Genomic DNA, 20807 nt, shown 5'->3' with positions numbered 1-20807 from the left:
TGAAAATACATGTCTTAGAGTTTAGTGTCATGCAGCAGGCCATACTGACGTAGTTTTTTACGTAGGGTGCCTCGGTTTAATCCCAAAATTTCTGATGCTTGGCTCTGGTTATTGTGTGTGTATTGCATCACAGTGGCTAACAAAGGCGCTTCTACTTCCTGCAATACCTTGTCATATAAGGCGGTGACAGGCTCACCTTCAAGATGGGCAAGATAGTGTTCTAAAGCGGCTTGTACGGTATCACGTAAGGAAGGAGGTAACTCAGGCTGCATAGAAGGATACTAATTCTCAAAGTAAGAGGTCACAATCTTGGGGTATTAGGCTGGTTGATGAAAGGCATGTAACCAGTCAAGTTGGGCTGCTGCATTTTCTAAATGATTGAAGGTCGCACGCGCTGCCTGCATTTGCTCAGTAGCATAGGTCTGCAAGTACCAACCCACATGTTTGCGTGCGATGCGTACACCAAGGTATTCACCATAGAAAGCATGCACCGCTTGTAAATGTTCGGTTATCCAAGTCCGTTTTTGCATTAAGCTAGGCTCGGTTAAGTGCTCACCTGTACGTAAAAAGTGGGCCATATTCTGGAAGATCCAGGGTTGCCCTTGGGCTGCACGTCCGATCATCAAAGCATCGGCTTGCGTGTATTGCAAAACTTCAGCCGCTTTATGGGCACAAGTAATATCACCATTAGCAATCACGGGAATTTGCAAGGCTTGCTTGACTTCGGCTAGGGTATCATATTCTGCCTGCCCTAAAAATTTATCTGCCCGAGTGCGTCCGTGAATAGTCAGTGCTTGGATACCAGCTTCTTGGGCGAGATACCCGATGCGGCGCGCATTGCGTGTTTGCGTGCACCAGCCTGTGCGTATTTTTAAGGTGACAGGGAGATCAACCGCTTGCACCACAGCTTCTAAAATCTGTGCAACCAAGGTTTCATCGCGTAATAACGCGGATCCTGCTGCTTTTTTACACACTTTTTTCGCAGGGCACCCCATATTAATATCAATGATTTGTGCACCTAAAGCCTGATTCGCTTGGGCCGCTTGGGCCATTTGTTGTGGATCAGCCCCAGCAATTTGCACCATTCTAGGCTCAGCTTCATCTTGGTGGATCAGGCGCTGTTGGGATTTACGCGTATGCCACAAAGAAAGATCAGAGGTGACCATTTCAGAAACCGCCAAGCCTGCGCCAAGTTTAAGGCAAAGTTGGCGAAAAGGGCGATCTGTGACGCCTGCCATAGGTGCAAGGACCAAAGGGGTCTGGATACAGTAGGGGCCAAGGTGTAATGGCTTAAACAAAGCAGCAGTTTTGGTATTCATGAGGATTTAAGGCGCCTTTATTGAAGCAGTGCTTAAACGAGCGCGATAACTGCCGACTAAAGCGCTTGGCTTAGGAACAGCGACCGTCAAGCTAATGCGCCCGTGTTCAGGAATAAATTTTTGCAAATGTGTAGGGAGATAATCCGTAGGAGCAAAGTAATAGGTATCTATCATGCGCTGGTTGAGATTAAATAAGATCACTTCCAAACGTGGTGCAGGCGCGATGCGTTCGGCGAGGTTTTGTAATTCTAACTCAACTAACAGTAAATTATCTTGGCTAGGGTGCTGGCCCAAAGCAACTTCTTTTACCACTAATGCCGTTTGACAACCGGCCCCTTGGCATTCTTGGCTAGGTTCTGGCCAAAACCAGATCACAAAGACTAAAAGTAACGAAATCAGGCTACCGGCAATTAAAGGCCACATTAACGTGCGCCACCAAGGCTGGGCTTCTTTCGTGCGTGGGCGCTTACGTGCTTGGCGTTGGGTTTTGGTTTTCAGCTGATTGTGACCTGATGCTTGAGCGCTGATGGCTTCCCATTCGGTGCCTTCTTCATCACGCCCTGCCACCAAAGGTTGCGGCGCGATTTGATCCTCGTCCACAGGTGATCCCAACATTTCTTCGACCGCCTCTTCTTCTAGGCGATACGCGCTAGGATGGCGATAGCTTTGGTCTTCAGCTCGTTGTTCTACATGTTGGTAGTAATCTTGTACATTCTGTGTATCAAGAGGATCCGGTGACCTTTTCGTTGGTACTTCATCAAATAAAGGATCTAAATCTGTATATTCAGGTGTTGGTGCAGATTCTAAAGGGGGCTTTTGTGCTTGATGACGCGCTGCCGCTAATGAGCGTGTTAGTTCAGCTTCTTGCCGAGATGCAGGCGCAGCATAGTCTACCTCAGTCGCGTCTATGGCCGTAGCTAAGGAATCCACAGGTGATTCTTGTTGTGGATAAGTATCTGGCGACACCTTTGGCAAAGACGCCGGAGGATCTTCTGCAAGTGGCTTAGGTGCTTGCTCTGTAATCGGTGCCCATTGAACGCTGGTATCTAGGGTTTTACGTGGTGGTGCTTGTGTTTGCGGTTCCTCTTCTTCCAAGGGCAGATCACGCCAAGATTCATCTGCCAAGGCAGCGTCTAAGCTCGCCTCATCTAAGGCTTGCTCATTAGCACGAATATTGTCTGGTAAATCATACCCTTCCACCTCAGTGCGTGCGTTTGGGTCCGGCGCAAGCCAATGCATCACTATTTTGTGATCATGGGTTTTGGTGGCGGGTTCTGCCGCAGGTTCTGTCACTGAAGGCGCTGGTGTTGTCGCCTCTGGTGTAGTTTTAGGGTCGGCAAGATCTTGCTTAGTTGACTGTTTGAGCGCCGGCGGCAAGGCATAAAAAGTACGTATGGTAGGGATAGGCGTTTCTTGATCCTGCGCGTGTTCTAACTCAAACAAGTGGTGTTTGGCATTGAAAATTTGCCCACAAAATCCACAACGCACCGCCCCATGACCTGAGTCTAACTCTTCCTCACTTAGCTCAAAGGAGGCTTGGCAGCGTGGACATCGGGTTAGCAATAAGCTCATCAGGGGCTCACTCACAAGATGGATTATTAGTTGGCCGGAAGTTTTCCGCTTCCAAGGTTACTGACTAGATTAAAGCACTTGCTTGGATCAAGAAGATGCGCCCAAGTTTAATGCAATTGGCTGAAAAAAACCAAAATCACCTCAGCGGGTTTTACGTGCACACAAGCGCACCCAGTCTTCTTGGATTGCTGGTGGCTCAAAATCAAACCAAGTCTGATAGGCTTGAATGACGGCGTGTGCCTGATGCTGTAAAATTCCAGAGAGCACCAAATGCCCTTGTGGCTTTACATAAGCAGCAATCTGTGGTGCTAAATCAATCAGAGGACCGGCCAAAATGTTAGCAAGTACAATATCAACTTCAACTTGAGGACAAGCATGCGGATAGTAAACAGGAAAACGTGCGGGATCTAGATGATTACGACGTGCATTTTCTTGGCTGGCTTGCAGAGCTTGTGGGTCTATATCTGTGCCCCAAGCTTGGCGTGCACCTAATAATAAAGCAGCAATCCCTAAAATACCTGAGCCACAACCGTAATCAATCACAGTGGCATCGGTTAAATCCATGCTATCAAGCCATTGTAAACATAAGGCAGTTGTAGGATGGGTTCCTGTACCGAAGGCCAATCCTGGATCTAAAGTCAAGTTAACCGCATCGGTTTGAGGTGCGCTGAGCCAAGAAGGGACGATCCATAGTCTTTGCCCCATACACAAAGGCTGAAAGCTGGCCATCCATTCGCGTACCCAGTCTTTATCTTCTAATATCTCCACTTTTACTGGTAGAGCCTGTGCTGCTGGGAAGGCTTGCTGCCATTGTTGTTGTAGAGCGATCAACATGCGATCAACATCCGCATGACCATCATAAAGACCTGTCAGCAAGGTATCTTGCCATAAAGGTGTTGTGCCACGAATCGGCTCAAAAACGGGTGTGTCTTGGGCATCCGTTAAGGTCAGGGCACAAGCGCCTAACTCCAGTAAAATGTCCTCTAAAAACTCAGCTTGTTCAGGGAGAACTGGAATTTTGATTTGCAACCAAGACATAACAGCAGTGCCTCTTTGACAAAATGAAAGAAGGGATAAACCCGAAAACAAAGCCCCTAACTGATCAGCTAGGGGCGGGCTGATATGTATATCAGCAAACGCTTGATTTAGAAAGCGGTGCCAGATTAGGCCAGCTTTTTCTCTAAATAGTGGATATTAATACCACCTTGTTGGAAATTAGTATCTCGGACTAAATCCTTGTGCAGGTCGATATTGGTCTTAATCCCTTCTACCAAGATTTCATCTAAGGCATTGCGCATTCTAGTCAGGGCAATTTCCCGATCACTACCATGCGTAATAAGTTTGCCAATCAGGGAATCATAATATGGCGGCACTGTGTAGCCACTATAAAGGTGTGAATCCATCCGCACTCCTAGCCCACCTGGCGCATGGAACATAGTAACCTGACCGGGAGAGGGCAAGAAGCTTTTCGGGTCTTCGGCATTAATGCGACACTCGAACGCGTGGCCACGTATTTGAATATCTTGCTGGCAGATAGATAAAGGCAAGCCAGAAGCAATACGAAGTTGCTCTTTCACAATATCAACACCTGTGACCATTTCTGTCACCGGGTGCTCGACCTGAACCCGAGTGTTCATTTCGATAAAATAAAAACCACCGTCTTCATACAAGAACTCGAAGGTGCCTGCACCACGATAGCCAATCTCGATACACGCATCGACGCAAGATTGTAGGACTTGCGCACGTGCTTCAGGATCTAGCAAGGGAGCGGGTGCTTCTTCTAGCACTTTTTGGTGACGGCGTTGTAAAGAACAGTCCCTATCATACAGGTGTACAGCGTTGCCTTGGCCATCGGCTAAGACTTGTACTTCCACATGGCGCGGGTTTTCTAGGAATTTTTCCATATAAACTGTATCGTCACCAAAGGCTGATTTGGCTTCAGATTTAGTCACATGGACGGCATTGAGCAAGTGGGCTTCTGAATGCACTACGCGCATACCGCGGCCACCACCGCCTGCAGCGGCTTTGATAATCACAGGAAAACCAATGCGGCGAGCCGTTGCGAGAATCTCGTCGCCATCTTCAGGTAAAGGGCCATCAGAACCTGGAACAGTAGGCACCCCTGCTTTTTTCATGGCAGCAATTGCAGAAACCTTGTCCCCCATTAAACGGATCACATCCGCTGTCGGACCGATAAAAATAAAGCCTGATTTTTCGGCTTGTTCTGCAAAATCAGCATTTTCTGCTAAAAAGCCATAGCCAGGGTGGATGCCTGTGGCATCTGTGACTTCAGCTGCAGAAATAATCGCAGGAATATTTAAATAACTTTGTCCAGAAGGTGCAGGGCCAATACAAACAGCTTCATCAGCAAGACGCACATGCATCAAATCACGGTCTGCTTTTGAGTGCACTGCCACTGTACCTAGGCCTAATTCTTTACAAGCGCGCAGGATGCGTAGTGCAATTTCGCCGCGGTTGGCAATAACAACTTTATCCAGCATGAGAATACAATCCTTAGGTTAAGCGCAAAGGAGAAAATCCGAGCCTAGCTCAAGGCAGCTTAACTCAGGATGATCAGGGGTTGATCAAACTCAACCGGTTGGCCATCTTCAACTAAAATTGCCTCGACAACACCATCGCGATCAGCTTCGATTTGGTTCATCATTTTCATCGCTTCTACGATACAAATGCTGTCACCTTTTTTCACTTTTTTGCCTATTTCAATAAAAGGCTTAGCACCAGGTGCAGGTGCACGGTAGAAAGTACCCACCATAGGAGAACAAACAGCATGGCCGGCAGGCTCAGCTGTTGCCGTTTCTTGCACAGGCGCTGGGGCGCTTGCTGGTGTAGGCATATTAGGCATTTGGGTAGGCGCAGCAAACACATGTTGCACTTGAGGTGCTTGCATTGGCATCACGCCGCCACTGGGATAACGGCTGATACGTACAGATTCCTCACCTTCTTGAATTTCAATCTCGCTAATGTTGGATTCTTCAAGTAATTCAATCAGTTTTTTTACTTTGCGAATATCCATAGTTAAGGTATCTCTGTCTGTTAGGCGTGGCTAATTAAGGGTAACCAAACGCATACGGGTGGAAGCTCACTTTGAAGGATAGGCGCATCACCTATTCTTAAAGCGCCTGTATTAAAGCAGTGCCATGATCAACACTGCTTTTAAAATTTGATGCCGCTAGGCAAAGTAAGGATCTGTGGGGGTTGTGATCCCCAAATGTCGGCAAGCTGCCATTAATGCCAGTTGATAGCCTTGCGCACCTAGGCCACAAATCACCCCAACAGCGATATCTGCCAAATACGAATGATGGCGGAAAGGCTCACGTGCATGGACGTTAGAAAGGTGAATCTCAATAAAAGGAATTTTTACCCCTAACAAAGCATCACGCAAGGCAATGCTAGTATGTGTCCAAGCGGCAGGATTAATTAAAATAAAATCAACTTGTTCATCCTGTGCTTGATGAATCCTAGTGATGAGTTCGGCTTCTGCATTCGTCTGCCAGCAAGTGAGTTGGCACCCATAATCGCATGCTTGCTGTATCAAGCCTTGATGGACTTGCTCTAGCGTTAATGCGCCATAGATATGCGGCTCCCGACGCCCAAGTAAGTTTAAGTTAGGACCCTGTAGCAGCAAAATATTAGCCATGAGCAAAGGATTCCAGATGGCAGGTGGTTCAAGAGAGGAAAACAAGGTATAAAACCTTACTTAAGCGACAAGTTTGCCGAAAATAGGCGCTTTTGTCTAGCATTTGCTTGGTGATTGTCTGATCTTTATCAAAAGTGCCGATCGAAAAAGTGTCCGCTTACAGGAGAGCTTCATCAGTAAAGTAAAATAGGAGGATACTGATAAAAAGCTTTTTACTATCAATACATTATTTTTAATAGCGTGTTATTTGTATTTTATTATTTTCTTGCTAGAAAAATTTTTTTTGTCTAAAAGTTAAATGCATCATAAAATTTTCTGTAGCGCAAAAATATATTGTTTAAGCGCTACACATATACAAGGTAACATTTAACTTGGGATGCTAAAAAGGTGTTTGATCGTGATGGACAACAAAAAAATAGCGGTTTAGAAGGCTATAAAACCCTAGATATATTTGCTGACCTGCAGCAGGTCATTGATATTAATGATGGTTTTGAGCGTTTGCAAGCTAATGAAAAAGCCTACCAAAATGTACTTCTAGGCTTTTATCACCAGCATAAGACAACAAGGCTCACAATGATGGAATATGTACGTACCCAAGATTGGCAAGCCTTAGCTAGGTTGGCACATACTTTAAAAGGTAGTGGAGCGAACTTAGGAGCTAAAAAATTAGCAAGCTGTGCAGCTGAGTTGGAATATAGAATCAAAGCTTCTTGCAAATGCATGGACTTGTCATATTTGCAGCAGGAAATTAAATCTTTGGATACCGCTGTTGATGATATCATAATGGCCTTGTCACTTTGGAAAGAGAAAGTAGCACTCAAGTCAGGGCGCCTATCTAAAGAAATATCGACGAAGCCCTTGGATCAACAGGCATTAATTCAAGGAGTCACACAGATTAAAAAAATTTTATGGATAGATTATGTGCAAGCAATAAATTTAATAGAGGAATTATTGTTAAACACACAAGCAGGTGCTTATAAAAGTCGATTGGAAACATGCTTTGCTATTTTGAATCAGTTTGACATAGAAGCAGCCGCCGAGCATTTGGATGCCTTAATGTTAGATCTTGAAAGCAGCCGTGCTAATTAATTGAGTCTTGTCTAGTGATAAGGGAGGAATGTCGAATGAATGTCAATCATGTGGATAAGCCAAGTGTGATGATTGTAGATGATTCAGCTGCAGATATTAGCTTTTTGTTCAATGCACTAGCAGAAAAATATAGGGTACAAATTGCAAATGATGGCAAAAGAGCTTTAGAAATTGCCCAAGGCCCTTATCGGCCTGATGTAATTTTAATGGATGTGATGATGCCGGAAATGGATGGCTATCAAACTTGCCGACAAATAAAAGAAAATACACACACACAAGATATTTGTGTCATTTTTATATCTGCACATCATTCAACAGAAGAAAAACTTAAAGGCTATGATGCTGGTGGGGTCGATTATTTAACGAAGCCTGTGCAGCCATTAGAATTGCATCAAAAGATCCGCCTAGCCATTGAGGCAAAACAGCGGCAAAATTTGATAATACAAGAAAAAAATCAAGCTTTTAGTACTGCAATGACGGCAATTACTTCTGCGGGTGAGTTAGGAGTAGTGCTGAATTTTACTCGAGCTTTGCACTCAGTGCGCCATATTCAAGATCTCGCCAAACGTCTTATCCAAGCGATGAATGAATATCAGCTCAACGCCTTAGTACAAATACGCACACCAAATCATGATTATTATGCGTCTAGTTGCCAAGATATTACCCCTTTGGAAAAAGATTTGCTTTATAAACTCAACCAAAATGGGCGTATTTTAGAGTATAAACAGCGTAGTATTTTTAACTTTGGTGATATTTCTCTACTAATTAAATGTATGCCAGAGGGTATGGATGTGCGTGGGCGCTATCGAGATACTTTAGCCTTGATTTTGGAAACTGCAGTAGAAAAACTAAAAGCTTTACATTATGAACAAGCACTAGCAACACTAGTGGAAGATGCGAAAGAGGTTTTACATCAAGTAGATCAGCAACAATTAGCCCATAGGAAAAAAACGCAAATCCTTATGGATGATCTGCTGAAGAATTTAGAACAAACCTTTGATTCTTGGGGGCTTTCGGAGGAGCAAGAAAATATTTTGATTCATTTGGTAGGTAGCTCCAATGATGAGTATCAAACCCATTTTGAACAAGGGGAAAGGATTGATTATCAAATGCGCGTATTATTGAAACGTTTATTGAGTATCCCCAATCCTTATGTGCAAGAAGAAACACACAATCAGCCTTGTTTGAACCAACAAGAAGATACCATTGTTTTATTTTAGGTTCGCTGATGTAGCATCAATCTGTGCTTGAAAGGGTGGGCAGTAGTTACTCAGTTGAAGCCAGCCGTTTTGTTTGAGGGGGTGGCTAAACTTGACTAAATCACTGGGTTAAATTAAGGTGTTCTGGATCTTTGTTATACAAAGAGTTTACATGATATATTTTTTGTATAAATATTGAGCTGTCCTACGCTTGAGGAGCTGCACGCATGACCGAAGAACTTACCCAGCTTTATAGCCAAGTCATTAGCCTACTTGGTGAAGATGTAGAACGCGAAGGGTTAAAAGATACCCCAAAACGTACTGCTAAAGCGATGCAGTTTCTGACCCAAGGTTACCAGCAATCACTAGAAGCCGTAGTTAATGGGGCTGTGTTTAGCTCAGAAAATGATGAGATGGTGATTGTCAAGGATATAGAACTCTATTCTTTGTGTGAACACCATATTTTACCTTTTATTGGTAAATGTCATATTGGTTATCTGCCAAATGGTCAAGTTTTGGGTCTATCCAAGTTCGCACGGATTGTAGATATGTATGCACGCCGTTTGCAAATTCAAGAAAACTTAACGCGTGAAATTGCTCAAGCTGTGCAAGAAGTGACAGGTGCAAAAGGGGTGGCGGTCATTATCGAAGCCCAGCACATGTGTATGATGATGCGTGGGGTAGAAAAGCAAAACTCTTGGATGCAAAGCTCGGTGATGTTAGGGGCTTTCCGTAATTCGCAAAACACGCGCCAAGAATTTTTGCAACTCTTACAGCGTTAACTTTTAGGTAGGATTTGCGTATGCAAGCAGCGCCCAATTTAGCCACGATACGGATTAAAAACCTCAGATTGCGCACCTTTATTGGCATCAAAGAAGAAGAAATTAGTAATCGCCAAGATGTGATTGTTAATGTGGTGCTTCAATATCCTGCTGACCGCGCGGTGGCTTTTAATCATATTGATGAAGCTTTAAATTACCGTACGATTACTAAGCACATTATTCGACATGTGGAAGAAGGGAGGTTTCAACTTTTGGAACGTCTCACACGAGAAATCCTAGATATTGTGATGTCGTATCGCCAAGTGTTGCATGCACAAGTTGAGATTGATAAGCCGCATGCATTGCGTTTCTCCGATTCTGTATCTATTACCTTGAGTGAAAGTCGCGCTTAAACCGAGATAGCCTGCACTTGCAGGCTTCCCTTTGAGTTTAAAACAGACTAAAATAGTATGATATTGACATGCGGATGGATAAGGATACAAATACCATCAACCTACGAGCATTGATTTTCGTTGTATTATGCTAAAACTCAGTAAATTAACGGATTATGCTGTGGTCTTGATGGCGCAACTAGCGCAAGAAGCACACCATACCTGCTCTAGCAAGCAGTTGGCAGTTGCAACAGGTATTCCACAACCTACAGTGGTCAAGCTAGTTAAAATGCTAGTGCATGCACACTTGCTGAAATCACAACGTGGTGCACAAGGTGGTTACCAGCTAGCGCGTCCTGCAAGCAAGATTGCCGTAACCGACATTATTGTTGCCATTGAAGGCCCAGTAGCGATGACCGCTTGTAGCCATGGTCGTGATGCCTGTGATTTGCTTGCTTCTTGCCAGGTTGCAGGTAATTGGCAAAAAGTAACCCAAGCAATACAGCAATTACTCGCTGGAATTAGCCTTGCACAGTTGGCAGATCGCCAAGCGATTCGTTTGCCTTTAGTGCCTATTCCCGTATACCAAGAATCTAACTAATTGATTTTTAGATCTTTTAAGATTTGTTCGCCATCCTGACCTAAGGTGAACCGATCTCAGCCCTAGATAGCCGATGTAGGAGACCCTGACTATGGCAAGTGAACGTATGGAGCAGCTTGTACGTACTGAGTATAAGCAAGGCTTCTACACAGATATTGAAAGCGATACCCTGCCGCCTGGTCTCAATGAAGAGGTCATTCGTCATATTTCTATGAAGAAACAGGAACCTGAATGGTTGCTGGCATGGCGGCTAGAAGCGTATCGTCATTGGTTAACCATGCAAGAACCGCATCATTGGGCGCACCTTGAGTATCCTCGTGTAGATTATCAAAGCATTTCGTATTACTCCGCGCCTAAATCCAAAAAAGACGGCCCTAAAAGTTTGGATGAGGTGGATCCTAAGTTATTAGAAACTTATGAAAAGCTGGGGATCCCTTTGCATGAACGTGCCGCCTTGGCCGGTGTTGCCGTGGATGTGGTGTTTGATTCTGTTTCTGTAACCACCACCTTTAAAGAAAAGCTGGCAGAAGCCGGTGTGATTTTCTGTTCTATTTCTGAAGCCGTGCGCGAACATCCAGAACTGGTACGTCAATATTTAGGCACGGTTGTCCCTCGTGAAGATAACTTTTTTGCGGCCCTGAATTCTGCCGTGTTTACCGATGGCTCCTTTGTTTATGTGCCCAAAGGCGTGACTTGTCCGATGGAGCTATCCACTTATTTCCGTATTAATCAAGCCAACACCGGCCAGTTTGAGCGTACCTTGATTGTGTGTGCTGAAGGGGCGCAAGTTTCTTATCTGGAAGGTTGTACCGCGCCACAACGTGACGAAAATCAACTCCATGCCGCTGTTGTTGAGCTGGTTGCATTAGATGATGCCAACATCAAATATTCTACTGTACAAAACTGGTACCCAGGAGACGAAGAAGGCAAAGGCGGCATTTATAACTTTGTCACCAAACGCGGTGAATGTCGTGGAGATCGTGCCAAAATCAGCTGGACGCAAGTCGAAACAGGCTCAGCAGTGACTTGGAAATATCCTTCCTGTGTGTTGCGTGGTCGAGATTCTGTAGGGGAATTCTACTCGGTTGCGGTGACTAACCATCATCAGCAAGCGGATACGGGCACCAAGATGATTCACATTGGTGCAGGGAGCCGTTCTACGATTATTTCAAAAGGGATTTCTGCAGGGCGTAGCCAACAAACCTACCGAGGCTTGGTGAAAGTCCTTGCAGGTGCTCAAGGGGCACGTAATTTTACCCAATGTGACTCCTTACTGATTGGTGATCAATGCGGTGCACATACTTTTCCTTATCAAGAAATTGCCAATAGCAGTGCCCAAGTAGAACACGAGGCGACCACTTCAAAAATCGGCGAAGATCAACTTTTTTACTGCCAACAGCGTGGCATTTCTGAAGAAGATGCGGTGAATATGATCGTCAACGGCTTTTGTAAAGATGTGTTTAAAGAGTTGCCAATGGAATTTGCAGTAGAAGCTGAAGCCTTGTTGAACGTGTCCTTAGAAGGTGCTGTGGGTTAAGTTTTTCCAGAATATTTAGGATGTCCAGTCATGTTAGAAATTCAAGATTTACATGTTCGTGTTGATGATAAACCGATTTTAAAGGGATTAAACTTGCATCTAGGTGCTGGTGAAGTCCATGCCATTATGGGCCCAAATGGTGCGGGTAAATCAACCCTATCTGCTGTATTGGCAGGGCGTGAAGGTTACGAAATTACTTCTGGCAGTGTTCAATATCAGGGACAAGATTTATTGGCGATGAGCGTCGAAGAGCGCGCTTGTGCTGGGGTGATGTTGGGTTTCCAATATCCTGTGGAAATTCCTGGAGTAAAAAACGTCTACTTACTCAAAGCGGCTTTAAATGCACAACGTAAAGCGCGCGGTGAAGCAGAAATTGATGCCCCTAGCTTTATGAAGTTGGTGCGTGAGCACTTAGCTTTTATGAAAATGGATAACAGCTTTTTACATCGTGCAGTGAACGAAGGGTTTTCCGGCGGTGAGAAAAAGCGTAACGAAATCCTGCAAATGTTAATTTTGCAGCCGCATCTAGCCATTTTGGATGAGATAGATTCTGGGCTAGATATTGACGCGCTGAAAATTGTTGCCGAAGGGGTCAACTCCTTACGCAGTGCATCTCGCTCCATGTTGATGATTACCCACTATCAGCGTTTGCTGGATTATATTGTGCCAGATCATATTCACGTGCTGGCAGATGGCCAGATTATTAAATCAGGTGATAAAGGCTTGGCATTAGAGTTGGAGGCCCGTGGTTACGACTGGTTATTGGAGGATGCTGGCTAATGAATCAAATCGAACGTCTGGGAGATTTGCCTAGCTTGCTGGCAGATCCACAGCAGCAAGCCAAGCTAACACCGCAACAAGCGCAAGCTGCACAAGAGTTTTGTCGTTTAGGTTGGCCAACGACTCGAGATGAAAACTGGAAATATGCCGATTTAAAAGCCTTGCTAAAGCAGGGTTTTCAATGGGATCCATCCTTAGTAAAACTTGAGGATACCCAGCTAGAAGCCGCTTGGTTGCCTTTGGCAACAGCAGCCATTCGCTTAGTCTTTGTCAATGGTGTGTTTGCCCCTGAGCATTCACAGCAAACCGCTCACGCACAAGTGAGCTATCAAGTGACGACACCGGCGGAGCACCCTTTAACCGCCGCTTATCCAGCGCAGGTGGCTCAAGATAAAAAAGCGAATGCACAGGCTGCTTTTTGTGCGCTTAACCAAGCATTAGGAAAAACCCAGCTTCAACTCAAGGTGCAAGGTTGTTTGGATACGCCAATTTATTTGGTGTATCTCTCTACACAAGCGAGCGAGCAAGCTTACCTGAGCTTAAGCCAACTGAAGGTCGAAGTGGCATCGGGTGCGCAAGCCACCTTGATTGAGCATCACCTAAGCCTAGGTAGCCCGAACAACTGTAGCCATCGCCAAGCACAAATTCAGCTTGATGCGGGTGCGCAGCTTAAGCATTACTATATACAAGAATTAGCAAATACAGATCAGCATCTTTCCCAGTTAGATGTGTATCAAACGCGTGATAGCCATTTCACCAGTCAGCATATTAATCTGGGGGGGAAGTGGGTACGTCATGATTTAGATGTGGTGTTGGCAGAACCAGGGGCTCATGTTGAGCTGGATGGGCTTTTCTTTGCTGCGGGACGTCAGTTTATTGATACTCATACCCGTATTAATCATGCGGCAGGCCATACGTACAGCCAAGAAAACTACAAGGGTATTTTAAATGCCAAAGCCCAAGGGGTATTTAATGGGCGTGTCCTTGTGCAGCCGCAAAGTCAAAAAATTGAAGCGCATCAGAACAACGCGAACTTGCTGCTTGCCGATGGTGCACAAATCAATACCAAGCCTGAGCTAGAAATTTATGCGGATGATGTTAAATGTTCGCATGGCGCGACGACTGGACGTTTGAACGAGGAAGCAGTTTTTGCCCTGCGTTCGCGTGGTATTGATGAAACCCAAGCACGTGGCTTGCTCACTTTGGCTTTCGCAAATGAAATTCTCGATAACATAGAAATCTTGGCGATTCACCAGCGGATCGAAGAAGCCATCGCAGGGCGTTTGCCGGCAGCCTACAACTTGAAAGGGGTGCTCTAATGAGTATAGATACCAATTTAGATCCTTGGGCATTGCGTGAGGATTTCCCCATTTTGGCACGCCAAGTACACGAGCAGCCTTTAATTTATTTAGATAATGCAGCGACCACGCAAAAGCCGCAGCCTGTAATTGAAGCTTTGAATCATTATTATCGTGATTACAATGCAAATATTCATCGTGGCTTGCACCAATTAGCCGAGTTAGCAACCGAAGCTTATGAAGGGGCTCGGGTTAAGCTGCAGCATTATATTCATGCGGCAAGTCATAAAGAGATGATTTTTGTCCGCGGTACCACAGAAGCAATTAACCTCGTGGCGCAAACTTGGGGGCGTACCCATTTACGTGCGGGTGATGAAGTGCTTGTCTCTATGATGGAGCATCATGCCAATATTGTGCCTTGGCAACTTTTGCGTGATCAGCTAGGGATTCAAATTAAAGTCATTCCTGTCAATGCGCTAGGTGAACTGGATTTAGATGCCTATCAGCAGATGTTTACCCCGCAAACGCGTTTAGTCGCTGTGACTCATGTTTCTAATGCCTTGGGTACGATTAACCCAGTACGTGAAATGACTGCTATTGCCCATGATTTTAATGTGCCTATTTTAGTTGATGGTGCTCAAGCTGTGCCGCATTTACAGGTTGATGTGCAAGCCTTAGATTGCGACTTTTATGCGTTTTCAGGCCATAAGATGTATGGTCCCACAGGGATTGGCATTTTATACGCCAAGCAAGCTTTGCTAGAGCAAATGCCCCCTTGGCAAGGGGGCGGCGAGATGATCAAACAAGTGAGTTTTGCGCAAACCACCTATGCAGATTTACCCCACCGTTTTGAAGCCGGTACGCCTGCCATTGCACAGGCGATAGGTCTAGGGGTTGCTGCGGATTATCTCACCCATGTCGGCTTAGAAAATATCCAAGCCTGGGAGCATGAGCTGCTAACCTATGCCACTGAACAAATGTCTGCCATTGAAGGTTTACGCATTATCGGCCAAGCACCAAATAAAGCTGGGGTGATTTCTTTTGTGATGCAGGATGTGCACGCACAAGATTTAGGCTTATTGCTAGACCAACTCGGGATTGCGATCCGTACAGGACACCATTGTGCTATGCCTGTGCTGCATCATTTTGGAGTTAATGCAACAGCACGTGCGTCCTTTGCTTTATATAATACCTTCGAAGAAATCGACGCCTTGGTGGCTGGGATTCACAAAGTTCGTCAAATGATGAGTTAGCCTATGAGTAACCAGCCAGAGTTAACGCGCGGCCAGGTCTTAGATTTGCAGCGCGATTTGGATGTGATTTCGATTCCTTTTGGTAAAACACTCACTTTACCTGCAGGGACGCAGGTCAGTGTGATGCAAGCGAAAGGCACCAGTATTAGCGTGAGCTTTGAAGGGCGTTTGTATCTGGTTGAAAGCCATCATTTAGACGCTTTAGGTTTGCCGCCAACACAAAGGCCTTATCTTGCTGCAGGTGCCAGTGCTGCGGATCTAGAAGCCTTTATTTGGGCACAATTGCGTACCTGTTTCGATCCAGAAATTCCGGTCAATATTGTTGATTTAGGTTTAGTCTATGCTTGCAAACTCGTGCACTTGCTTGATGGGCGTACCCTAGCACAAATTAAGATGACTTTAACCGCGCCTGGGTGTGGTATGGGAGAGGTCATTGCGCAAGATGCTAAGCGTAAAATTCTAGGTGCAGAAGATTTAGATGCAGTGAATATTGAAATTGTGTTTGATCCTCCTTGGAATCGTGAAATGATGTCTGAGGATGCGCGTTTAGAATTAGGGATGTTTTAACAGATAGTGCAAAAGTGTCCTTCTAATAGCACAGATCTCAAGCAGATGTTTTAGTGAAAAATGAATAACACAGCCAACGCCACGTTGGCCTATCTCAATGTTCAAATAGGGTGTATTGCTAAAATATAACCTATAAAAAAGTCCGGCCACGCTACAACCCTTAAAGTCTGAATCCGTGATAAGTATCAGCTGGCGATTGCTCAACGTGCAGGTCATAAAAAAGGGTCAAGGCGTTAACATATGCTCGCTGGCTTGAAACCAAGCCGGCGCAACTTCTAATAAAGCAGCTTCCAATGCAGGAATTTCTGCTTGGTGACATTGATGAATCAAAGGATATAAGGCTTCAACTGCTAAAGGCGGTGAGCGCAAAACATGTAAGCGTAAAGGCCAAGTGAAATTGGCTAAGACGCTTTCAGCCGTGAGACGATCCATCACTAACGCTTGTAAATCTCCTTTCAATAATAGGCGAAATAAAGTTTCTGGATTCAAAGAGACATAAGCCTGCGGCAGTTGAAATTGCAATAAACGTACTCCTTTGCGTACGCCAACGGCTGTTTGTCTTAACTGTGCCCAATGCGCCTTTACTAATTCTGGTTGCAAACTGTAAATGATAAACTCAAGCCGAGTCACGGGGACTTTGAGCTGGCGTAAATGTGTTAAATGTTGTGCAGGAACTAACTGATGAATATGTCGCACGCGGGCGGCGTCCCCATCCCCCTCCTGATTGGCTTTAATTAGTGCCCGCTGACTATTGAGCGGAATCACATCGAGCGCACGGCCAATTTTACGACCAGCAAATTCTAAACGTTGTTTTACTTCTAAAAAATGTACAGGCTCCAGCCCTGTGTATAAGGTGAGCGGGCTTGCTGGATATACGCGTGTACATAGGGGCGCTCCTTGGCTGGGATGCGGATTGACTTGATAGGCGCTGGCATCAGCAAAGCTAGATGCTAATAAAAAAAATCCGCATATAAAAAGATCTTTCATGCTTATAAGCGCATCTAGCCGCATAATGTTTGCCTTTGTGATCAGGAAAATGGGGGGCGGCTAGTATAAAGCAAAATAGGTAATTTTTTGTATCTTCTAGCTAGGATATGGTATTTTGCTGTTAGTTGCTTTCCAACAATAAAAACCCCTGCAAAGCCTTGAAGTCTATGGATGGGCTGACTGTGTATGTCATGTATTGACGCTTATCTTTGATAAAAACACGCTTTATATCCGTAAATTCTTATTTACTCCCGTCTTTTGTGTGCCTAATTAAGGAGGCTGACGCCTTATGAGCTTCAAGCATCTTGCGATCCGTTGGAAGTTATCTCTTATCGTATGGGTATTCGTTCTGGGCGTTGTGCTAACTCAGGGGGTTTCCTTGCGTAACCTGCATGAAGAGCTTTTAAATGCGCGCAAAGAGAAAGTGCAGGAAATGGTCGAAGGCGCTTACACCTTAGCAGAATATTATTATCAGCAAAGAGATCAACTTGGAGAGGAGGGTGCACGCCTTGCTGCGATGGAAGCGATTCGCGCGATTCGTTATGGTAAATCAGGCTACTTATGGATCAATGACCAAAAGCACCGTTTGATTATGCACCCGATGAAGCCGCAAAGTGAGGGCAAGGATATGACTCAAGTCAAAGATGCTTCAGGGAAGTTCCACTGGCAGGAAATGGTGCAAGTGGTACAGCAAAAAGGTGCAGGTTTTGTTGATTATACTTATATTGGCCCGCAATTTGATCAGCCCCAGGACAAGGTATCTTATGTACAAGGCTTCCAACCTTGGGGTTGGGTGCTTGGTAGCGGGGTGTTTTTGCAGGATGTGAACGATATTTTTTATGCCAACTTAATACAAAATCTGCTGGCTTTGTCTGTGGTGGTCGTGCTGGTCATGCTGATTGTACAAGCGATCGCACGCCATATTAGCCAGCCTTTAGAATCTATGGTGTTGCAAATGGAAGAAATTGCCCAAGGGGATTTAACCCATACCTTGCATTTAGGGCGTCGTGATGAGTTAGGGCGTTTAGCCGATGCCGCTGATCAAATGATGACCAGCTTGCGGCAGATTCTTTCTAAAGTCGAACAGACATCCGATCATTTGTATCAGCAAACAGAAAGCCTCAGTAGTACGGTTGAGCAAACCCGTTCAGGGATGCAACACCAGTTTGAACAAGTTGATACGCTTGCTAGTGCCATGCAAGAAATGTCCGCGACGATTCAAGAAGTTGCCCAAAGTGCGGCTTCAACTGCCACTTCAACGGAAGAGGCCAATACCGATATGCAACATGGCCAAGAAGTCATGCGAACGACTATTACCACGATTGCACAGCTGGCAACCCAAAACCAAGATTCTGGGCAGGCGATGCAGGATTTACATCAACAAACCCAGCGCATTGGTCAAGTGATTGAAGTGATTCAAACCATTTCTGAGCAAACCAACTTATTAGCCTTAAATGCCGCGATTGAAGCAGCGCGGGCCGGTGAAAATGGTCGGGGGTTTGCCGTGGTTGCCGATGAGGTGCGTTCACTGGCACAACGGACGCAAGAGGCCACTTTAGAAATTCAAACCATGATAGAAGCTTTGCAAACCAGTGCGCACCAGGTTGCGGATAAAATGGCTCTGAGTTATCAAAACTCTCAACAGAGTGTGCAACATGTCCAAGCGGTTGGAGAAGATTTACAAAAGGTCGTACAACAGGTGATGCGCATTAATCAAATGAGCGGACATATTGCCTCCGCTGCGCATCAGCAAGGCAGTGTTGCTGAAGATATTAGCCAGAGCTTGACTTCTATCCGTCAAGTTTCCGAAGAAACTTTACAATCAACGCAAGCAGTGAGTTCGGCAAGCCATCAGTTGCACCAAGTCGCCCTGAACTTGCAATCGAGCTTGCATACTTTCCGGTTTTAGTTGGCAGAGTTCTTGCAGGAGTATCGCCAAAAGCGTAACGGCAGCTAAGAGAAGTCTTGTGTATGATACTTATAAAGTCGCGGTATTTATCAGACACAAGAGGAACTGGCAAGCATGCAAGTCGGCCAACTTAAGGTGAATTATGGGCAAGCCTATATTGCCCCCGATCGTCGTAGTGTGCGCTCGTCGATGGCCACAGCGATTCCTTCTGGGTCACAACTGGCGACTAAGGGTGTTGCTGCGGTTATTGCCGATTCGACATGGCGCAATGCGATTGCCAAACAAGCCGGTGAAACTTGTGTGAAAGGCTTTTTGGCAGATTATTTTGCGACCCCTGATAATTGGGATGTGAAAACCTCAGTCAAACGGGTGCTCAGTGCGTTAAATACTTGGATGTTTAGCCAAAGCCGTAGTGTGGCTAATGGTAGCTATGTGAGTTCCTTTAGTAGCATCATTCTGCGCGCACGCACGGCCTACTTATTCCATTTGGGCGATACCTTGGTGTTTCGTCTTCGTGGTTTAGAGTTTGAACAAATCAACCGTGAACACACGACCTACTTAGGCGGATACAGATATCCCTCGCGTGCTTTAGGGATGGACCCTAGCTTGGATATAGACTTTCAATCTTTCGCGTTAAAACAAGGGGATATCTTTTTGCTGACCACGCAAGCTGCGCGTGGCACCTTAACCCCAAGCGATTATGTACGCCTGATTCGTGAATATAAGCATAATCTGCATCAAGCTTGTGATCAGATTTTAAAACTCGCTATCGAAAAAGCAGGGGCACGTGGTTATTCTAGCTCTAATTTTTGTTTTCAATTGGTGCAAGTAGAAACCTTACCCTTACATCATGATGAAACTTTAGGTGATGCCTACAGTGTTTTGCCGGTAGCGCCTCGGCTGGAAGTAGGGGATACTTTAGATGCTTATCAGGTTGACGCGATTATTGAACAAAGTGCCCGCAGCCATTTGTATTTAGTGCGCGATCAGCAAACTGCCCAAGTGGCTGTATTGAAAACACCCCCAGAAGAAAAAGCACAGCAAGCCCGCTTTTTACAGCATTTTATGATGCAACAATGGGTGATGGAGCGTGTGAACTCGCCGCATGTTGTCCGAGTACTTACTAGTTCCAAACCAAGGAACTATTTGTATTATTTGCTTGAATATGTGCAAGGTGAGCGTTTAAGTGATTATAACCAGCGTCTCCCCTTAGCTGATTTGCATCAAAAAATTGTACTGATAGAAAAAATTGCTAAAGGGTTGCGTGCGTTACATCGGCGAGAAATCTTGCATCAACATCTGACCCCAGAAAATATTCTGGTTGATGCACAAGGACAAGTGAAACTGGTCGATTTTGCAGCTTGTTGCCTAAAAAATCCGCAAGAAGGTCTTTCTGCATTGGCCTTAGCGCGCGAAGTAGGTTTTACGCCTTACACAGCACCTGAGTATTATTTAAACCGTGAACCCAATGAAACCAGTGATCAATTTTCATTAGCTGCTGTGGCGTATGAGTTATTGACAGGTCAAGTGCCCTATGCAGATCAGGTACACACAGGGCATACACAACTTGACTTTGCACGCCTTGAGTACCGCCCTAGCTTCCAGTTAAATCCTATTATTCCTGTGTGGATGGATGCGGCTTTGCGGCGCGCACTCCAGCCTAATCCTGAATTAAGATACGCACGTTTATCTGAGTTTATTTACGACTTGAAAAAGCCAAACCCGCGTTATACACAAGAAACCCAAGCACCTTTAATGCAGCGTAACCCTTTGGCTTTCTGGCAAGGCTTATCTGGTCTGTTACTTTTGTTATTAATTTTAAGCTTAATGTATTAAATTCCCTTAAGGTGCTTGGCATACTCAAGTGGAAAGATCAATCAACCAA

Annotated in this window: 20 protein-coding genes; 12 read left to right on the top strand and 8 right to left on the bottom strand. The window is 45.2% G+C overall.

Annotated features, from left to right (window positions below):
• Positions 1-14: 14 nt before the first annotated feature.
• From fis to aroQ, 7 genes are all read right to left on the bottom strand, one after another.
• A complete protein-coding gene (gene fis / locus BMX05_RS02290; protein WP_093308322.1) occupies positions 15-272 on the bottom strand; it encodes a DNA-binding transcriptional regulator Fis in 258 nt (85 codons plus the stop codon).
• 45 nt (positions 273-317) lie between these two features.
• Positions 318-1319 (bottom strand): tRNA dihydrouridine synthase DusB, encoded by a 1002-nt coding sequence (gene dusB, locus BMX05_RS02285; protein ID WP_093308321.1) that lies wholly within the window; start codon positions 1317-1319, stop codon positions 318-320.
• A 6-nt stretch (positions 1320-1325) separates the two neighbouring features.
• On the bottom strand, positions 1326-2891 hold the full coding sequence (locus BMX05_RS02280) for a DUF3426 domain-containing protein (protein WP_093308320.1): 1566 nt from the start codon (positions 2889-2891) through the stop codon (positions 1326-1328).
• 141 nt (positions 2892-3032) lie between these two features.
• Positions 3033-3929 carry a 50S ribosomal protein L11 methyltransferase gene (prmA, locus tag BMX05_RS02275; protein ID WP_093308319.1) on the bottom strand — a complete coding sequence of 299 codons (897 nt, stop codon included), beginning with the start codon at positions 3927-3929 and terminating at the stop codon, positions 3033-3035.
• A 125-nt stretch (positions 3930-4054) separates the two neighbouring features.
• Positions 4055-5392, bottom strand: coding sequence for an acetyl-CoA carboxylase biotin carboxylase subunit (accC, locus tag BMX05_RS02270; protein WP_093308318.1), 1338 nt, complete (start codon positions 5390-5392; stop codon positions 4055-4057).
• 59 nt (positions 5393-5451) lie between these two features.
• On the bottom strand, positions 5452-5925 hold the full coding sequence (gene accB, locus BMX05_RS02265) for an acetyl-CoA carboxylase biotin carboxyl carrier protein (RefSeq protein ID WP_093308317.1): 474 nt from the start codon (positions 5923-5925) through the stop codon (positions 5452-5454).
• 156 nt (positions 5926-6081) lie between these two features.
• Positions 6082-6549: a type II 3-dehydroquinate dehydratase gene (aroQ, locus tag BMX05_RS02260; RefSeq protein WP_093308363.1), complete on the bottom strand. Its 468-nt coding sequence runs from the start codon at positions 6547-6549 to the stop codon at positions 6082-6084.
• A gap of 387 nt (positions 6550-6936) precedes the next feature.
• Here aroQ and BMX05_RS02255 point away from each other — a divergent pair, with 387 nt between their 5' ends.
• From BMX05_RS02255 to sufT, 10 genes are all read left to right on the top strand, one after another.
• Positions 6937-7638, top strand: coding sequence for an Hpt domain-containing protein (locus BMX05_RS02255; protein WP_093308316.1), 702 nt, complete (start codon positions 6937-6939; stop codon positions 7636-7638).
• A 35-nt stretch (positions 7639-7673) separates the two neighbouring features.
• Complete coding sequence (locus BMX05_RS02250) at positions 7674-8858, top strand: response regulator (protein ID WP_093308315.1); 1185 nt, start codon at positions 7674-7676, stop codon at positions 8856-8858.
• Between the two features lie 206 nt (positions 8859-9064).
• Positions 9065-9619, top strand: a complete 555-nt coding sequence (gene folE, locus BMX05_RS02245; protein ID WP_093308314.1) for a GTP cyclohydrolase I FolE — start codon at positions 9065-9067, stop codon at positions 9617-9619.
• Between the two features lie 20 nt (positions 9620-9639).
• Positions 9640-10011, top strand: coding sequence for a dihydroneopterin triphosphate 2'-epimerase (folX, locus tag BMX05_RS02240; RefSeq protein ID WP_093308313.1), 372 nt, complete (start codon positions 9640-9642; stop codon positions 10009-10011).
• A gap of 127 nt (positions 10012-10138) precedes the next feature.
• Positions 10139-10591 carry an SUF system Fe-S cluster assembly regulator gene (locus BMX05_RS02235; RefSeq protein ID WP_093308312.1) on the top strand — a complete coding sequence of 151 codons (453 nt, stop codon included), beginning with the start codon at positions 10139-10141 and terminating at the stop codon, positions 10589-10591.
• A 91-nt stretch (positions 10592-10682) separates the two neighbouring features.
• Positions 10683-12128, top strand: a complete 1446-nt coding sequence (sufB, locus tag BMX05_RS02230; protein WP_093308311.1) for a Fe-S cluster assembly protein SufB — start codon at positions 10683-10685, stop codon at positions 12126-12128.
• Positions 12129-12158: 30 nt separating this feature from the next.
• Positions 12159-12908: a Fe-S cluster assembly ATPase SufC gene (gene sufC, locus BMX05_RS02225; RefSeq protein ID WP_093308310.1), complete on the top strand. Its 750-nt coding sequence runs from the start codon at positions 12159-12161 to the stop codon at positions 12906-12908.
• Positions 12908-14227, top strand: a complete 1320-nt coding sequence (gene sufD / locus BMX05_RS02220) for a Fe-S cluster assembly protein SufD (protein ID WP_093308309.1) — start codon at positions 12908-12910, stop codon at positions 14225-14227. The genes sufC and sufD overlap by 1 nt, the downstream gene beginning before the upstream one ends.
• Entirely contained in the window at positions 14227-15459 is a 1233-nt protein-coding gene (locus BMX05_RS02215) for a cysteine desulfurase (protein ID WP_093308308.1), read from the top strand. Before sufD ends, BMX05_RS02215 begins: the two co-directional genes overlap by 1 nt.
• 3 nt (positions 15460-15462) lie before the next feature.
• On the top strand, positions 15463-16026 hold the full coding sequence (sufT, locus tag BMX05_RS02210; protein WP_093308307.1) for a putative Fe-S cluster assembly protein SufT: 564 nt from the start codon (positions 15463-15465) through the stop codon (positions 16024-16026).
• Between the two features lie 225 nt (positions 16027-16251).
• Here the strand turns inward: sufT and BMX05_RS02205 are convergent, their stop codons facing one another.
• Complete coding sequence (locus BMX05_RS02205) at positions 16252-17013, bottom strand: hypothetical protein (RefSeq protein ID WP_143051926.1); 762 nt, start codon at positions 17011-17013, stop codon at positions 16252-16254.
• A 289-nt stretch (positions 17014-17302) separates the two neighbouring features.
• Between BMX05_RS02205 and BMX05_RS02200 the strand changes: the two genes are divergently transcribed.
• Together BMX05_RS02200 and BMX05_RS02195 are read left to right on the top strand one after the other, a co-directional pair.
• On the top strand, positions 17303-18922 hold the full coding sequence (locus BMX05_RS02200) for a methyl-accepting chemotaxis protein (protein ID WP_093308305.1): 1620 nt from the start codon (positions 17303-17305) through the stop codon (positions 18920-18922).
• A gap of 114 nt (positions 18923-19036) precedes the next feature.
• Positions 19037-20758, top strand: a complete 1722-nt coding sequence (locus BMX05_RS02195; RefSeq protein ID WP_093308304.1) for a bifunctional protein-serine/threonine kinase/phosphatase — start codon at positions 19037-19039, stop codon at positions 20756-20758.
• The last annotated feature ends 49 nt before the right edge of the window (positions 20759-20807 follow it).

It is taken from the genome of Allopseudospirillum japonicum, from assembly GCF_900108915.1.
In the GTDB taxonomy this organism is placed as follows: Bacteria; Pseudomonadota; Gammaproteobacteria; order Pseudomonadales; family Halomonadaceae; genus Pseudospirillum; species Pseudospirillum japonicum.
Note: the sequence above shows the minus strand (reverse complement) of the source record. Positions and strands in the feature narration are given on the sequence as shown.

Excerpts from the sequence above, each read along its gene's own strand:
- fis (WP_093308322.1), bottom strand. The coding sequence starts at position 272 with ATGCAGCCTGAGTTACCTCCTTCCTTACGTGATACCGTACAAGCCGCT.
- dusB (WP_093308321.1), bottom strand. The coding sequence starts at position 1,319 with ATGAATACCAAAACTGCTGCTTTGTTTAAGCCATTACACCTTGGCCCC.
- BMX05_RS02280 (WP_093308320.1), bottom strand. The coding sequence starts at position 2,891 with ATGAGCTTATTGCTAACCCGATGTCCACGCTGCCAAGCCTCCTTTGAG.
- prmA (WP_093308319.1), bottom strand. The coding sequence starts at position 3,929 with ATGTCTTGGTTGCAAATCAAAATTCCAGTTCTCCCTGAACAAGCTGAG.
- accC (WP_093308318.1), bottom strand. The coding sequence starts at position 5,392 with ATGCTGGATAAAGTTGTTATTGCCAACCGCGGCGAAATTGCACTACGC.
- accB (WP_093308317.1), bottom strand. The coding sequence starts at position 5,925 with ATGGATATTCGCAAAGTAAAAAAACTGATTGAATTACTTGAAGAATCC.
- aroQ (WP_093308363.1), bottom strand. The coding sequence starts at position 6,549 with ATGGCTAATATTTTGCTGCTACAGGGTCCTAACTTAAACTTACTTGGG.
- BMX05_RS02250 (WP_093308315.1), top strand. The coding sequence starts at position 7,674 with ATGAATGTCAATCATGTGGATAAGCCAAGTGTGATGATTGTAGATGAT.
- folE (WP_093308314.1), top strand. The coding sequence starts at position 9,065 with ATGACCGAAGAACTTACCCAGCTTTATAGCCAAGTCATTAGCCTACTT.
- folX (WP_093308313.1), top strand. The coding sequence starts at position 9,640 with ATGCAAGCAGCGCCCAATTTAGCCACGATACGGATTAAAAACCTCAGA.
- BMX05_RS02235 (WP_093308312.1), top strand. The coding sequence starts at position 10,139 with ATGCTAAAACTCAGTAAATTAACGGATTATGCTGTGGTCTTGATGGCG.
- sufB (WP_093308311.1), top strand. The coding sequence starts at position 10,683 with ATGGCAAGTGAACGTATGGAGCAGCTTGTACGTACTGAGTATAAGCAA.
- sufC (WP_093308310.1), top strand. The coding sequence starts at position 12,159 with ATGTTAGAAATTCAAGATTTACATGTTCGTGTTGATGATAAACCGATT.
- sufD (WP_093308309.1), top strand. The coding sequence starts at position 12,908 with ATGAATCAAATCGAACGTCTGGGAGATTTGCCTAGCTTGCTGGCAGAT.
- BMX05_RS02215 (WP_093308308.1), top strand. The coding sequence starts at position 14,227 with ATGAGTATAGATACCAATTTAGATCCTTGGGCATTGCGTGAGGATTTC.
- sufT (WP_093308307.1), top strand. The coding sequence starts at position 15,463 with ATGAGTAACCAGCCAGAGTTAACGCGCGGCCAGGTCTTAGATTTGCAG.
- BMX05_RS02205 (WP_143051926.1), bottom strand. The coding sequence starts at position 17,013 with ATGAAAGATCTTTTTATATGCGGATTTTTTTTATTAGCATCTAGCTTT.
- BMX05_RS02200 (WP_093308305.1), top strand. The coding sequence starts at position 17,303 with ATGAGCTTCAAGCATCTTGCGATCCGTTGGAAGTTATCTCTTATCGTA.
- BMX05_RS02195 (WP_093308304.1), top strand. The coding sequence starts at position 19,037 with ATGCAAGTCGGCCAACTTAAGGTGAATTATGGGCAAGCCTATATTGCC.